This is a genomic window from Paenibacillus sp. LK1 (genome assembly GCF_002750415.1).
GTDB lineage: Bacteria > Bacillota > Bacilli > Paenibacillales > Paenibacillaceae > Paenibacillus > Paenibacillus taichungensis.
This window is the reverse complement of sequence record NZ_PEII01000010.1, coordinates 269,339-283,442: the sequence shown is the minus strand read 5'-3', so window position 1 is coordinate 283,442 and position 14,104 is coordinate 269,339. Positions and strand designations below refer to the sequence as shown.

The 14,104-nt window shown below is 47.9% G+C and carries 13 protein-coding genes and 1 pseudogene; 11 read left to right on the top strand and 3 right to left on the bottom strand.

What is annotated here, in order from left to right; translation table 11 throughout:
- Together CS562_RS22525 and CS562_RS22520 are read left to right on the top strand one after the other, a co-directional pair.
- Positions 1-311, top strand: a pseudogene (locus CS562_RS22525) (NADP-dependent phosphogluconate dehydrogenase); the annotation flags it as partial.
- Between the two features lie 377 nt (positions 312-688).
- Positions 689-1,198: a shikimate kinase gene (locus CS562_RS22520; RefSeq protein WP_256222175.1), complete on the top strand. Its 510-nt coding sequence runs from the start codon at positions 689-691 to the stop codon at positions 1,196-1,198.
- A gap of 286 nt (positions 1,199-1,484) precedes the next feature.
- On the opposite strand, the gene CS562_RS22515 is transcribed toward CS562_RS22520, so the two are convergent.
- Positions 1,485-1,790 (bottom strand): rhodanese-like domain-containing protein, encoded by a 306-nt coding sequence (locus tag CS562_RS22515; protein ID WP_076288204.1) that lies wholly within the window; start codon positions 1,788-1,790, stop codon positions 1,485-1,487.
- A 164-nt stretch (positions 1,791-1,954) separates the two neighbouring features.
- Between CS562_RS22515 and aroA the strand changes: the two genes are divergently transcribed.
- From aroA to ptsP, 4 genes are all read left to right on the top strand, one after another.
- Entirely contained in the window at positions 1,955-3,250 is a 1,296-nt protein-coding gene (aroA, locus tag CS562_RS22510) for a 3-phosphoshikimate 1-carboxyvinyltransferase (protein ID WP_099858265.1), read from the top strand.
- A 36-nt stretch (positions 3,251-3,286) separates the two neighbouring features.
- On the top strand, positions 3,287-3,721 hold the full coding sequence (locus CS562_RS22505) for a CoA-binding protein (protein ID WP_053784277.1): 435 nt from the start codon (positions 3,287-3,289) through the stop codon (positions 3,719-3,721).
- A 152-nt stretch (positions 3,722-3,873) separates the two neighbouring features.
- Positions 3,874-5,754, top strand: a complete 1,881-nt coding sequence (locus CS562_RS22500) for a glucose PTS transporter subunit IIA (protein ID WP_063565571.1) — start codon at positions 3,874-3,876, stop codon at positions 5,752-5,754.
- Positions 5,751-7,511: a phosphoenolpyruvate--protein phosphotransferase gene (ptsP, locus tag CS562_RS22495; RefSeq protein WP_076288206.1), complete on the top strand. Its 1,761-nt coding sequence runs from the start codon at positions 5,751-5,753 to the stop codon at positions 7,509-7,511. Before CS562_RS22500 ends, ptsP begins: the two co-directional genes overlap by 4 nt.
- A 114-nt stretch (positions 7,512-7,625) precedes the next feature.
- Here ptsP and CS562_RS22490 read toward each other — a convergent pair whose 3' ends face one another.
- The gene (locus CS562_RS22490; RefSeq protein ID WP_099858264.1) at positions 7,626-8,153 is read right to left on the bottom strand and encodes a type 1 glutamine amidotransferase domain-containing protein; all 528 of its coding nucleotides are present in this window, start codon (positions 8,151-8,153) and stop codon (positions 7,626-7,628) included.
- 271 nt (positions 8,154-8,424) lie between these two features.
- Here CS562_RS22490 and CS562_RS22485 point away from each other — a divergent pair, with 271 nt between their 5' ends.
- The 4 genes from CS562_RS22485 (at position 8,425) to CS562_RS22470 (ending at position 11,317) form a co-directional block, all read left to right on the top strand.
- Positions 8,425-8,838 (top strand): hypothetical protein, encoded by a 414-nt coding sequence (locus CS562_RS22485; RefSeq protein ID WP_083678798.1) that lies wholly within the window; start codon positions 8,425-8,427, stop codon positions 8,836-8,838.
- A 122-nt stretch (positions 8,839-8,960) separates the two neighbouring features.
- Positions 8,961-9,308, top strand: a complete 348-nt coding sequence (gene ytxJ, locus CS562_RS22480; RefSeq protein ID WP_076288209.1) for a bacillithiol system redox-active protein YtxJ — start codon at positions 8,961-8,963, stop codon at positions 9,306-9,308.
- A 92-nt stretch (positions 9,309-9,400) separates the two neighbouring features.
- A complete protein-coding gene (gene ccpA, locus CS562_RS22475) occupies positions 9,401-10,414 on the top strand; it encodes a catabolite control protein A (protein ID WP_024631149.1) in 1,014 nt (337 codons plus the stop codon).
- Positions 10,415-10,621: 207 nt separating this feature from the next.
- A complete protein-coding gene (locus tag CS562_RS22470) occupies positions 10,622-11,317 on the top strand; it encodes a 5'-methylthioadenosine/adenosylhomocysteine nucleosidase (RefSeq protein WP_099858263.1) in 696 nt (231 codons plus the stop codon).
- 150 nt (positions 11,318-11,467) lie between these two features.
- Here CS562_RS22470 and CS562_RS22465 read toward each other — a convergent pair whose 3' ends face one another.
- On the bottom strand, positions 11,468-12,100 hold the full coding sequence (locus CS562_RS22465) for a GNAT family N-acetyltransferase (RefSeq protein ID WP_076288211.1): 633 nt from the start codon (positions 12,098-12,100) through the stop codon (positions 11,468-11,470).
- Between the two features lie 272 nt (positions 12,101-12,372).
- Between CS562_RS22465 and acsA the strand changes: the two genes are divergently transcribed.
- Positions 12,373-14,097, top strand: coding sequence for an acetate--CoA ligase (gene acsA / locus CS562_RS22460; protein WP_099858262.1), 1,725 nt, complete (start codon positions 12,373-12,375; stop codon positions 14,095-14,097).
- Positions 14,098-14,104: the final 7 nt, after the last annotated feature.

Here is a 14,104-nt window from a genome sequence, read left to right as displayed (position 1 = left end):
TCCGTTCGCAGTTCCTGCAAAACATTAAAGAAGCGTATGACAAAGATGCAGCACTGAAAAACCTGCTTCTGGATCCATACTTCCAAAACATTGTAGAATCCTACCAAGGTGCGTGGCGTGAAGTGGTAGCTGCTGCGGTAACTCAAGGCGTTCCGGTTCCTGGGTTCTCCAGTGCCTTGTCCTACTACGATAGCTACCGTACAGAGCGTTTGCCTGCGAACCTGCTGCAAGCACAACGTGACTACTTCGGTGCTCATACGTTCAAACGTCTAGACAAAGAAGGCAGCTTCCACCACAACTGGATGGAATAGTAGTGTATAACGCAAGTCCGTGAGATTAGGCTAAATTGTCCTGAATCAAGGACTTTGGCTGGAACAGAAGCTTGGAAAGGGGACTTGGAGAGTCGGTACATATACCGATGAGCTCCAGGTCTCTTTTTTTACGTATACTTAAGCTGGTCCTACATCGAGATTCGTTAGAATTTTAAAATCGCCTATATTTCCAAAATAGGCTGATTTGAGTTCTTTAAAATCGTTTGAAGTACATGGACGTGCTTCGATATGATCTGGAAGTGTTTGCGGATGTTTGGAGGGAAGCCAGTCATACTATGGCCTTCCCCCGTCCGCAGGGCTGTGTTATGATAGGACAAAAGTGCTCACGAATTGCTTGAATTAAAGGAGTGTACACCTTGAGCAAGTCTAACAATATTATTCTCATCGGCATGATGGGAACTGGCAAATCAACCGTCGCTGACATGCTCGCGCGCGAGTTAGGTTACCGACTGATTGATGTGGACGCCGCGGTGGAAAAAGAGGAAGGCTGTACGATTCCTGAGTTGTTCACAGGCAAGGGAGAAACGTATTTCCGCGATGCCGAGAGTCGCATGTTGTGCTCGGTGTTAGAGAAAAAGGCGCAGGTGATTGCGACCGGAGGCGGTGTGGTACTACGTTCGGACAACTGTGATGTCATGTCGAAGAACGGCTGGGTGGTTGCCCTGACAGCTGATCCTGCAGTGATAGTAGAACGCGTCAGCGGCTGTGATAACCGTCCGCTCTTGGCAGGCAATGCGGAGGAACGCATTCAGACCATTATGCAGGAACGGAAGGACGCATATCGGTTTGCGCATTACACGGTGGATACAACCGAGTTATCCGCTTCTGAAGTGACTCGTTTAATTTTAGCGCATTACCGCGTCTAAGCTTGTAATTATTTCATTTTCTCGTCAGTGAGAGTAGGGATAGAACGTACAAATGAGTGTAGGGTCGATGCGTGGAGAGGGATACATTTCGTATGTGGAAGAAGATATGTTGAAGGATTTAAAGTGGTGAATGGGGATGTATGATCGTGAGAGATCGATGTGAAAAACGGGCCGATTGGCCCGTTTGACTGATGGTAAGAATCAGGGTGCATGATGCATGGTGGTTATCGAGAACTGCTGATTGCAGCTAGCTATCCTAACCATATAACCTCGATCCTGATGTTACTTAGTTTTCCTCTTGCCATTGCAGCATGCCGCCAACCATATTGGTGCAGCCATCATATCCGAGCTGCTGTAAGTACTCACAGGCACGTTCGCTACGGTATCCACTGCGGCAGATCAAAACAATTTCACCGGACTTTTGAATTTCGGACAGTCTGTCCGGAATCTGTCCAAGCGGGATGTGTTTCGCTCCCTCGATCATGCCTTGTGCGACTTCATCGTCCTCACGGACGTCTATCATCTGCAGCTTCTCTCCCGCCAGTAAACGGCGGCGTAGCTCAGAAGTTTCAATTTCAGCAATTTGTGTCATATTCAGGTCCTCTTTTCTGTATGGACTTAACGCCTATAATGATACCCAAGCGATGTATGGAATGTCAATTTGGCAGTACAGCATTACCGCATGGATCCTGAGCCAAATACGTAACAGGATCATCTAACGAAGCACATTATAATCAATGAAGGAGAATTTCATCCATGGACGTTATCGTTAAACCGACCCCATCCCTGAACGGGGAAATTGGAGCTTTGTCTTCCAAAAACTACACCACACGCTACTTGCTAGCTGCTGCTCTGGCAGAAGGCACGAGTACGATCCATTACCCGGCTCACAGTGAAGATAGTGACGCTATGCGCAGATGTATTCGCGATCTTGGAGCAGTGCTTGAAGAAGATGACAGCAAAATTGTTATCCAGGGCTTTGGCAGCCATCCACATGATGTGCGTGAATTAAATGTAGGAAATGCGGGTGCAGTGTTGCGTTTCCTAATGGGGGTAACGGCACTTTGTCCTGAGGTGACGTTTGTAAATACGTACCCGGATTCTCTTGGCAAACGCCCACATGATGACCTGATCGATGCGCTTGGTCAGCTCGGTGTTGAGGTACAGCACGAACAAGGACGCTTGCCAATCACGATCAAAGGTGGTCAGGCTAAGGGCGGACATATCCGTGTATCCGGTTCTGTCAGCTCCCAGTATTTGAGCGCGTTGCTGTTTGTAACTCCGCTTCTGGCCGAAGACAGCACAATTGAAGTATTGAATGACTTGAAATCCAAAGTGGTTATTGGTCAGACGCTGGAAGTACTGGAACAAGCGGGTATCGTCATTCATGCGAGTGATGATTACATGTCCTTCCGCGTACCTGGCGGCCAAGCCTATAAACCGCAAACATATACGGTTCAAGGAGACTATCCGGGTTCAGCAGCTGTCCTCGCGGCTGCGGCGGTCACTCAATCCGATGTTAAAATTTTGCGATTGATGGAACAGAGTAAACAAGGTGAGCGTGCTATTGTTGACGTTCTGCGCATGATGGAAGTGCCGTTGACGCATGAGAACGATGTGGTTCACGTGCAAGGTAACGGTACTTTGAAAGCCGTGGAATTCGATGGAGATGCCGCGACAGACGCGGTTTTGGCCATGGTAGCGGCAGCAGTGTTTGCGGAAGGCACCTCACGGTTCTATAATGTAGAGAACTTACGTTACAAGGAATGTGACCGAATTACGGATTATTTGAACGAACTGCGGAAGGCAGGAGCCAACGTAGAAGAACGTCAGGCCGAGATTATCGTACATGGTCGTCCGGAAGGCGTTGAAGGCGGCGTTGAGATTAACGCTCACTACGATCATCGCGTAATTATGGCACTGACCGTTGTCGGTCTGCGTTCCAAAGAACCGCTTCGTATTCGGGATGCACACCATGTAGCCAAGTCTTATCCGCAATATTTCGATCATTTGCAGGCGCTTGGCGCCTCGGTTCAATGGGTAAAAGAGTAAAATAACACGTTAAGCAGAAAAGGATGGTGCTTGAACATGGAATTTAACAATCCTACTCGTGAAGAAATTGGACAACTTTTGCGCAAGGCAGGCAACATCGCAGTCGTCGGCTTATCGGACAAATCAGATCGCACTTCCTATATGGTAGCGGAAGCCATGCAAAGCAGAGGTTATCGCATCATCCCGGTAAATCCGCAGGTACAAGGTGAGATTCTCGGGGAGACGGTATATGCGACTCTTGCAGATATCCCTGAGCCGGTAGATATCGTGAATGTATTCCGCCGTGATGAATATTGTGCCGATGTGGCTCGTGAAGCTGCGGCGATCAAAGCGAATGTATTGTGGCTTCAGCTTGGTATCCATAGTGATGAAGCCGTACAGATTGCTGCTGAGAACGGCATGACAGCGGTAACGAATCGTTGTATCAAGGTAGAGGATTCCATCGTTCTGCGCGGTGCTGGACGCGGTTAAATCTCAATCACTTAAAATCCCGTTAACCTCGAGTTGACGGGATTTTTCTGTTACATACTTGGAATATAGAATAAATTACCAACAGGTTACTGTTTTGCTTTGACAAAACGTTGCGTAAAGCTTACCATCTAGGATAGAAAGGAGAGGTCGCCATGAATTGGCTCGGATCCTTGCAGCAGCTCGGACGAGCGGTAATGCTGCCTACAATGGTCCTGCCCGCCGCCGCAATTTTGCTGAGTGTTGGCAGTTTGCCCTGGGACGCCTGGGGATTGAAAGTTGTTGGTGAAGTGTCTACCGTGGCCGGACACGGTATTTTTTATTTTTTGCCGTATTTGTTCGCTGTCGGTGTAGCGCTGGGACTCTCCAACCAGGCCGGACAAGCGGGACTCGCTGCTCTGGCTGGTATTGTGATATATGATCAGGTGACTCGCAATTTCGGGGATGGCACCGTTCAACCTGCTTCCTTAATCGGAATTATTCTCGGTGCACTTGCCGGGGTGACGCATAATCGCTTCAAAAGTATTAAACTGCCCGAAATCTTACAATTTTTCGGTGGTTCAAGGTTTGTTTTGCTCATCGTAGGGCTGTGCTCGGCACTGTTCTCTTTCTTTATGTTATGGATCGCACCCATTCTACAACATGCATTGAACGCCATCGCCACCTGGGAATACAGTCTCGGCGGTTTTGGGCTGTTTATATATGGGGTCTTGTACAGGGTGCTGGTGGCATTCGGCCTGCATCATCTGCTTAACAATGTGTTCTGGTTCCAACTGGGGACGTATGAAACAGCAGACGGCAATATTGTGCAAGGGGATTTGCCGCGATTTTTTGCGGGTGATCCGACAGCAGGGTATTTTATGGCCGGGTTATTCCCGATCATGATGTTTGCGATTCCAGCGATTGCCTTTGCGATTATTCAGGAGGCAAGGGAAGACCTGAAGCCGAAAATCAAAAAAACATTTCTCACTTCCGCACTTGTTTGTTTTCTGACAGGGGTATCGGAGCAGATTGAGTTTGCCTTTTTGTTTGCGGCACCTTATCTGTTCATCGTGCATGCAGTCATGTCAGGACTTGCGATGTGGATCAGTTATTGGCTTGATATACGTCATGGATTCTCCTACTCGGCTGGCATTATTGACTACATACTCAATTTCCATCTATCGGAAAATGCTTGGAAGCTCATACCGATTGGCATACTATATGGGTTGGTCTATTATTTCCTGTTTAGGTGGGCGATTCGTACGTTCAAGATTCCAACTCCAGGACGCGAAGAGGGGTCCATGCTGGAAGATTGGGTAGGTAACATTCCTTATCAAGCTCCTCTCATTTTGGAAGCATTGGGCGGGAAAGAAAACATTGTACAGGTAGAGGCCTGTATTACACGACTTCGACTCACCGTGCATAATGATCGGTTAATCGATACAGGTGCAATGAAGAGTATGGGGTCGGCAGGGCTCATTAAGCTGGGTGGCGGTAACGTACAAGTGGTATTCGGCACCTATTCGGAATTAATCCGGGAAGAGATTGCGAAGCTGCTCGAACGGGATCTGCAACAAGTTCTGTTCTGTGCTCCTGTGCAGGGCAAAATGCTGCCAATTGAAGAGGTGCCGGATCAGATATTTGCAGCCAAGCTTGTGGGTGATGGAGTAGCCTTTGTTCCGGAAAAAGGAGAGCTGGTCTCACCCGTATATGGAACGATTATGCACATGTATCCGACGATGCACGCACTGGGCATATCAACCCGGGAGGGACTTGAGGTTCTGTTGCATATCGGTATTGACACATCCCAACTGAAAGGCCACTTTGAAGCCTTTGTTCAGGAAGGGGATACGGTGGAGCCGGGTCAGTTGTTAATCAAGTTTGACCTGGCTGTATTGCGAGCGGAGGCGGCATCGCTGACGACACCGATGGTTATCACGAATCCCGATCGTGTCAAATCATGGAGCTTTGCTCCATTTAAGCAAGTTAAGAAAGGTCAGGCATCCGTTATGTCCGTGGTGCTCTATGACAGGAACGTTGGAGGGGTAGAATGAAGATACAAGGCATCAACGGAGCTGCAGGCATAGCCATCGGCAAAGCATTTGTCCTGCCCAGTTGGGAATGGGATCTGCCGGATCAAAAGATGGATTCGGTGGATCTCGCCCAAGAGTTCGAACGGCTGTACGAGGGCATACGGACATCCAAGGATGAGATTGAATATATCAAGAACGAGTTCAAGGAAGTGGTCGGTCCTGAAGAGTCCAGCATCTTTGATGCGCATCTGGCCATTCTGGAAGATCCGGTATTCATGAACGAAATTCGAGGCATTATTGAACGGCAGTACAAAGCGGCAGAAGTAGCCGTCAAAGAGGCTATTGATCATTTTGTCACCATGTTTGATCTGCTCGAAGACGAGTATATGAAGGAGCGGGCCATTGACATCAAGGACGTGGGGAACCGTCTATTAAAGCATCTGCTGGGTGCACCGGAAATTACGCTTCCATCGGATACCCAGCCTTATATACTCGTGGCCAAAGAGCTGTCTCCCTCTCAATTGGCGCATTTGAATCCAAGCCACGTGCTGGGCATTGTGACACTTATCGGAGGCAAAACATCACATTCGGCAATTATGGCTCGTGCTCTTGGCATTCCTCTCGTTTCCGGTTTGGAAGCGAGTCTTGGCATGCCGGTGGAGACCGGAGATATGCTGGTTGTCGACGGAGATAATGGCCTCGTATTTACGGAGCCGGATCGGAAGACAATTGAACGGTACACGATGATTCGTAGCAAACAATTGAAGAAAAAAGAACAGCTGCAGGTACTTGCAACAGTGGATGCCGTAACCAAAGATGGTTCCGTGCTGCATCTGGCTTCTAACATCAGTTCCGTCAAGGAATTGGATATGGCGCTGAAACATGGGGCAAAAGGTGTGGGGTTGTTCCGGACAGAGTTCCTATACATGGACCGTGCTACGTTCCCGGGTGAGCAGGAACAGTATGAGGTCTATCGTCTTGTTGCTGAGAAAACTGCTGGTCAGTCTGTCGTTATTCGTACGCTCGATATCGGTGGTGACAAGCAGCTGGACTATTTTGAACTGCCAGAAGAAGATAATCCATTTTTGGGATATCGTGCGATTCGGATCAGTCTGGACCGCAAAGATCTGTTCAAAACACAGCTCACAGCCATTCTTCGGGCCAGTGCTGCGTGCAATGTCAAAATTATGTATCCGATGATCTCTTCGGTAGAAGAACTTCAGGAGGCCAATGAAATCCTGCGTGAAGCGATGTCTGATCTGGACGAGCGCAAATTGCCGTACGATCCGCATATTCAGGTGGGCATCATGATTGAGGTTCCGGCAGCGGTGATGATCGCCGATTTGCTTGCCGAAGAAGCTGATTTCTTCAGCATAGGTACCAATGATCTAGTACAATATGTACTGGCTGTCGATCGAATGAATGAGCAGATCGCACATATGTACCATCCGTATCACCCGGCTGTACTTCGCATGCTTCGCGCAACAGTCGATGCGGCACATACGGCAGGCATTGATGTCAGTGTTTGCGGAGAGATGGCAGGAGATGAGCGTTCGATTCCCCTATGGCTGGAGCTGGGGATTAGCAATCTGAGTATGTCTCCACAATCCTTGCTGCGTGTGAAGCACAGGGTATTGAATACGACGGCTGCGGCTGCCAAAGAGGCAGCCCATGATTGCTTCACTCTGCGGACAAGTGCAGACATCGAAGAGCGCCTACAAGTCTTCAATGATTCGATGGGCAGTCCAGATGAACAGAGTGGATCGAATGCATCTTGAATGGAATATTTTCAAATAAATACCTTTAAGTGAAAATATTAACTTTTGTACAATTTTGGAAAAAAGTCTTATTTTAACGATAAAAACCCCACGCCATTGGCGCGGGGGTTTGTTTTATTTTTCAGCAAGTGCATCGCAGAATGTTTTGCCATATGGCGGAAGGTCAGGTGGACGACGAGCTGAAATGATGTGTCCATCCACAACAACGGCTTCATCTTTCCAGATGGCTCCGGCATTTTCCATATCATCCCGGATACCCGGTGTAGATGTGACCGTAACCCCGTCCAGTATTTTGGCGGATATCAGTACCCAGCCTGCGTGACAGATCTGTCCAATCGGCTTACGATCCGCATGCATTTCCTTGACGAGCTCAAGTACTTTGGGGTAGCGACGAAGCTTGTCTGGTGCCCAGCCCCCGGGTACAAGAATACCATCATAGTTTGAACTATCCAATTCATCAAAACTGTATTCCGCTTCGGCAGGAACACCATATTTACCAATGTAGGTTTTGCCTTTTTTCTCTCCGGCGAGATGCACCTCAGCACCTTCTTCACGGACACGATGCACCGGATACCACAGTTCTAGATCTTCGAATTCTTCATCGACCAGGGCGATGACTTTTTTGCCTGTTAATCTCATCATCATCTCTCCTTTTGCGGTAATTAGCACATAGCGTCTTTATTGTAACAGATTCTCATGGTGACTTCATCGTCATGCAATCTCGCCAGAAGGGAAGCGATTACAACTCTATGAATGCCTACATTCGACAACCTTCTTCTGGAGACGGTGGTAATTTGTGCAACCTATGGTTTATAGCAGGATTTGAGCGGAAATAGGTCGAATGGTATCTATATAAGAGTATAGAACGAATGAGGTGATGACTGTGCGTAAGACGTGCAGATGCGGACATGTAATGGAATTGGAATTAAGAACGGTGGTATATGCCAAAAAGGTGGAGATTCGTAACGTACCTGTATTTGCTTGTACAGATTGTGTTTCCTATGAGGTACTTCAGCCGGTCAAGCCGGATTTGAAAGAGTGCATCAGTACACTCGGCGAACAGCCAGCGAAACAGGATGTATCGTTTGGAGCGCGTAATGAACTTGCGGACCTCTTCCATGAACAATTGTTGGCCTGGCCGGACGCTTCGGATCGTGAGATGGAGCATCGGATGCAACGTGCTGTGGAGGAGAGAATTAACCTTCTGCTGGATATTATGGGCTATGCTCAGAAATCTAATGATCAAGAATGGATCGAGACAACACAGCGCAGATTAGGTCAATTATCCGGCTTTGTATGGCAGGCGCACTTCTCGAATGCTGTCTAATTTTGACGTGCAAAATGCTTGTTTTCATGAAAATTGGCTTTTTCGCCCGCTTTTTGTTAAGATATCGTAGAGTGAAAACGCTCAACATAGCGGTAATCCTGGTAAAGGGGGATGTATATCAAATGGCTGACATGACTAAAATGACAAGTATTGAACAGCTAAACTCCGCAGTGGAGGCTACCGAGGATCAACCCTTGCTTCTGTTTAAGCACAGTACACGCTGCCCGATCAGCGCGAATGCTTATCAGGAGATGAACGATTATTTGCAAAATAGTCCAAGTGAACAAGTGAAATACGGTATCATTTATGTAGTGGAAGATCGCCCTGTGTCCAATGAAGCAGCGGACAAGCTGGGTGTTAAGCACGAATCTCCGCAGGCGATTCTAGTCAAAAAGGGAATTCCTGTATGGCATACTTCCCACTCGAATATTACTTCAACCACAATCACGAATGCACTGCGTGAGTCCTAAAGCCTATTTTAATTGATTAATGCATAAATTTGTCGTAATATAAATCTTAATGAAAATGGTATGAAAATTTACTGGTAATGGAGAGAAGTACTGTGACGGTAACCATTTATGATGTGGCACGTGAGGCCGGTGTCTCTATGGCAACGGTATCACGGGTTGTTAATAATAACCCTAATGTTAAGCCACAGACACGCAAAAAAGTATATGAAGCCATCGATCGGTTGGGATATCGTCCGAATGCGGTAGCCAGAGGCTTGGCGAGCAAGAAGACAACCACGGTCGGGGTCGTTATTCCGGACATTTCGAACTCAACCTTTGCAGAGATTGCCCGCGGAATTGAAGATATTGCGAATATGTATCACTACAACATTATTTTGTGTAACGCGGATAAGAAGAAAGAAAAAGAAATTCGTGTAATTAACACGTTGCTCGAGAAACAAGTGGACGGTCTGCTCTTCATGGGTGGAACTGTGACGGACGAGCATATTCAGGCGTTCCAATCAGCGGCTGTGCCGATTGTTCTCTGTGCAACAAGTGACGAGAAGGGCACGTACCCTTCTGTAGATATCGATCATGAAGCAGCGGCATTTGACGCTGTAAATACGTTGATCCGTCATGGACACAAGGAAATCGCAATGATCAGTGGTACACTGCAAGATCCTGCCAACGGTTATGCTCGTTTCCAAGGGTACAAGAAAGCGCTTGAAGCAGCAGGTATGGAATATCAGGAGGATCTCGTACGCATTGGTAACTATCGTTATGAGTCTGGTGTGGAAGCGATGAAGTATTTCCTCGGTTTGAAGAAAAAACCATCGGCAATCTTTGCTGCAACAGATGAGATGGCAATTGGTGCTATTCACAGCATTCAGGATGAAGGTCTGAAGGTACCGGATGACTTCTCCATCATCAGTGTGGATAACATTCGTATGGCTTCCATGGTCCGCCCTCAGTTGACTACTGTAGCTCAACCGATGTATGACCTGGGCGCTGTAGCGATGCGTTTGCTGACCAAGCTTATGAAGAAAGAAAATGTGGAAAACCCACGGGTTATTTTGCCGCATGAAACGATTCTTCGTCTGTCTGTAAGCCATGCAGACGTAGTTTAAATACAGGCTTGGATGATTCATCGTCATTTCCGATTGAAATGGAAATGGTTTAAGAAAGGGAGAAGGCATTCTCTCTACATAGTGGAATGACGGAAGCTCCGGAAACGGAGCTTTTGTGCTGAATGGGTTTTGGACGTAGACTAAAAACATACTTGGAGGGAAACGAGTCCAGGTTTGCATGCAGAATGCTATATAGGAGGTCATAACATGCGTGAAACGATCGGTATCATTGGTGCAATGGATGAGGAAGTAGAACTTCTCTTAGCTGGTATGAAGCAACTAGAGACCGTAAAACAAACCGGTATTACCTATGTCGCAGGTGAATGGCTGGGTAAACAGATTGTGGTCTGCAAATCAGGCGTGGGTAAAGTAAATGCAGCTGTGACGACACAGATTTTAATTGATCGTTTTCAGGTTAACCGTATTATTTTCACGGGTGTTGCGGGTGCAGTTAATCCGGAGTTGAACATTGGAGATATGGTCATCTCGTCCGAATGTGTACAGCATGATATGGATGTGACTCCACTTGGATTTGAGCGCGGGGTTATTCCTTACCAGGAGACGTCCGCCTTTCCGGCGGAAGCATCCCTTATTGCGTTAGCTGAAGAAGCCTGCAAAGCGCAAGGAGCGAACTATCTGATCGGCAAAGTGCTGTCAGGAGATCAATTCATTGCAAACAAGGATACGGTGAAAATGCTGTATACCGAAATGAATGGGGCATGTGCGGAGATGGAGGGAGCTGCCGTAGCGCAAGTAAGCTTCATGAACCGTGTTCCGTTCGTTATACTTCGCGCAATGTCTGACAAAGCAGATGGATCAGCACATGTGAACTTTGCCGAGTTTACTGTGGAGTCTTCCCAGCGCTCTCACCGTATTGTGGAACATATGCTGGAACATATGTAACCCCATAAGGTATACGCATGTTGAGCATGGTATAGGCTTAAAAACAACAAAAACCGCTTCCTCCTTTCAGATCATCCATGATGAACCTGTTCGCGAAGAGGCGGTTTTTCTATGTATACGCATTCGGAAATCATCCATGTGAGTTCGTGATTAGTACATAAACCGATGGCGGAATCGAACGCGGTCGAACTGTTCTTCCGATTCCAAGGGTACTTGGCTGCCAATGCGGACCATGAGGCAGTTCGCTGGATGTGAACAAATCTCGGGATCATCGGTGGCGTACCAAGTCATGTCTACGGTTTGCATCAATTTTTCCATCATCTTGCGGTAATCCCATACGGAAAGGGCACTGCCCTTCAAATCCCAATGCCAGTAATATTCCGTTGTGAATATGATATATTTCTCCATCTGTCCATTTTCAAACGCGGTGAGCAGCATTTCGCGCCCGATCCCGAGAGAGCGATAGGAATCCGCAACCTCAATGGCGCCCAGCTCAATTAGATCGGTCATATTGCCTTCCGACCAACGTTCGCATTCATCTGCATAATGGAAAGTCACATAACCGACAATGGTTTCATTCTCCCGTGCAATGATGATTCGACCTTCAGGCAAAGCGGCAATTTCGGCCAATGCCTCCTGTTGTTCCGAAGGGCGCCGGAAGGCATCCAGATCGGAATGAAATTCAAGCTGCGTAATCGTCTCGGCCTGAACTGGTCCCTCAATGATGATTCGGTGGCCGGACTTGAAGATGGAACGCATATGATGCTCCTTAATATGCTCCATAGTTCATGCTCCTCTCTCCCCCTACTTATAGCAAAAAACCAAAAATTTGAAAAGCCATAGACGATGATTGAAAAGATTTGCTATAATTGCGTAGACAAAAAATGTTCACAATTCAACTGCAGTTTGGGTTCATCGGTTTGGCCTGGGCAAGTACATGATGAGAAGTTCTCTCTACTAATGTAAGCGCTAACTGGAAGTTCAGTCAACACAAAGGCAATCAGAAGTGACCCATATTGGGAATCGAAATGTCGAGTTGAAGGAGGCTGGCAAGCATGAGTCAAGCACATGGTGAGATGCTGCAAACGGTTGTGTCTGAATCTAATCTGGGCGATTACACGGAGGCCCGAAGCCGGTTTGATTGGGAATCGGTTGAAAAGCACTTTACGTGGCACGCCAGCGGGAAAGTCAACATGGCGCATGAAGCGATAGATCGTCATGTGCTGGAAGGAAGAGGCGGGAGAACGGCGCTATTATACAGTGATGCTTCGCGTGAAGAGGCATACACGTTTGCTGACTTGAGTGAGCAGTCGAGTCGCTTCGGTAACGTCCTGCGTAAATATGGCATTGCTAAAAGTGATCGGGTATTTATTTTTATGCCACGCAGTCCTGAGCTCTATTTTAGTCTGTTGGGCATATTGAAGGTTGGGGCTGTTGCAGGTCCGCTATTTGAAGCCTTTATGGAAACTGCGGTGAAAGACCGACTGGAGGATAGCGGAGCTGTAGCCCTGGTGACGACCCCTCAATTGCTGGGACGAATCAAACGTTCCGAGTTGCCGGAACTGAAGCATATCTTTGTTGTGGGTGGTGGTCCACAGACGGAAGAAGGACTCATCGACTTTGATGCAGAGATGTCGGCAGCTTCGGATGATATGGAAGTGGAGTGGCTGACTCGCGAAGACGGTCTGCTGATTCACTATACATCCGGCTCTACAGGTAAACCGAAAGGTGTATATCATGTGCAGAATGCGATGATTCAGCATTATTACACCGGCAAGGTTGTACTCGATTTGCGCGAGGATGACGTATACTGGTGCACAGCTGATCCGGGTTGGGTCACAGGTACATCCTACGGGATCTTTGCACCCTGGTTGAATGGGGTGACCAACGTTATTCGTGGAGGACGTTTCAGTCCGCAAGACTGGTACAGCACCATTGAGAAAAATAAAGTTAGCGTATGGTACAGTGCGCCGACGGCTTTCCGAATGTTGATGGGGGCGGGCGAAGAGACCATTGCCCAGCATGATCTGAGCAGTCTCCGTCACGTCATGTCTGTTGGCGAACCGCTTAATCCCGAGGTGGTCCGTTGGGGCTGGAAAGCCTATGGACAGCGAATTCATGATACATGGTGGATGACGGAGACGGGTGGACAGTTAATCTGTAACTACCCGGGCATGCCAATTAAACCAGGTTCCATGGGTCGTCCATTACCGGGGATTGAAGCCGCCATTATTGACGATCGAGGACAGGAACTGCCGCCTTACAGTATGGGTAACCTGGCTATTCGTACTTCCTGGCCGTCCATGATGGCGAAGATCTGGAATAATCCGGCCAAATACGAGGAGTACTTCCGACTTTCTGGCTGGTATGTATCCGGTGATTCCGCTTATATGGACGAAGATGGCTACTTTTGGTTCCAGGGCCGGATTGATGATGTCATTAACTCTTCAGGCGAACGCATTGGCCCCTTTGAAGTGGAGAGCAAGCTCGTAGAGCACCCTGCGGTAGCAGAGGCGGGCGTTATCGGCAAACCGGATGTAACTCGCGGAGAGATCATTAAGGCCTTTGTGGCACTGCGTGAGGGGTATGAGCCGACACCGGAGCTGAAGGAAGAGATCTATCGATTTGTAAAAGAAGGCTTGTCTGCTCATGCCGCTCCGCGTGAGATTGAGTTCAAGGATAAACTGCCCAAGACCCGCTCCGGCAAGATTATGCGCCGTGTGTTGAAAGCTTGGGAGTTGGATCTGCCGACAGGCGATCTATCGACCATTGAAGACTAAAGTATAA

What these genes read in the sequence shown, in the direction of transcription:
- CS562_RS22515 (WP_076288204.1), bottom strand. Translation starts at nt 1,790, where the DNA reads ATGACACAAATTGCTGAAATTGAAACTTCTGAGCTACGCCGCCGTTTA.
- aroA (WP_099858265.1), top strand. Translation starts at nt 1,955, where the DNA reads ATGGACGTTATCGTTAAACCGACCCCATCCCTGAACGGGGAAATTGGA.
- CS562_RS22505 (WP_053784277.1), top strand. Translation starts at nt 3,287, where the DNA reads ATGGAATTTAACAATCCTACTCGTGAAGAAATTGGACAACTTTTGCGC.
- CS562_RS22500 (WP_063565571.1), top strand. Translation starts at nt 3,874, where the DNA reads ATGAATTGGCTCGGATCCTTGCAGCAGCTCGGACGAGCGGTAATGCTG.
- ptsP (WP_076288206.1), top strand. Translation starts at nt 5,751, where the DNA reads ATGAAGATACAAGGCATCAACGGAGCTGCAGGCATAGCCATCGGCAAA.
- CS562_RS22490 (WP_099858264.1), bottom strand. Translation starts at nt 8,153, where the DNA reads ATGATGAGATTAACAGGCAAAAAAGTCATCGCCCTGGTCGATGAAGAA.
- CS562_RS22485 (WP_083678798.1), top strand. Translation starts at nt 8,425, where the DNA reads ATGGAATTGGAATTAAGAACGGTGGTATATGCCAAAAAGGTGGAGATT.
- ytxJ (WP_076288209.1), top strand. Translation starts at nt 8,961, where the DNA reads ATGGCTGACATGACTAAAATGACAAGTATTGAACAGCTAAACTCCGCA.
- CS562_RS22470 (WP_099858263.1), top strand. Translation starts at nt 10,622, where the DNA reads ATGCGTGAAACGATCGGTATCATTGGTGCAATGGATGAGGAAGTAGAA.
- CS562_RS22465 (WP_076288211.1), bottom strand. Translation starts at nt 12,100, where the DNA reads ATGGAGCATATTAAGGAGCATCATATGCGTTCCATCTTCAAGTCCGGC.
- acsA (WP_099858262.1), top strand. Translation starts at nt 12,373, where the DNA reads ATGAGTCAAGCACATGGTGAGATGCTGCAAACGGTTGTGTCTGAATCT.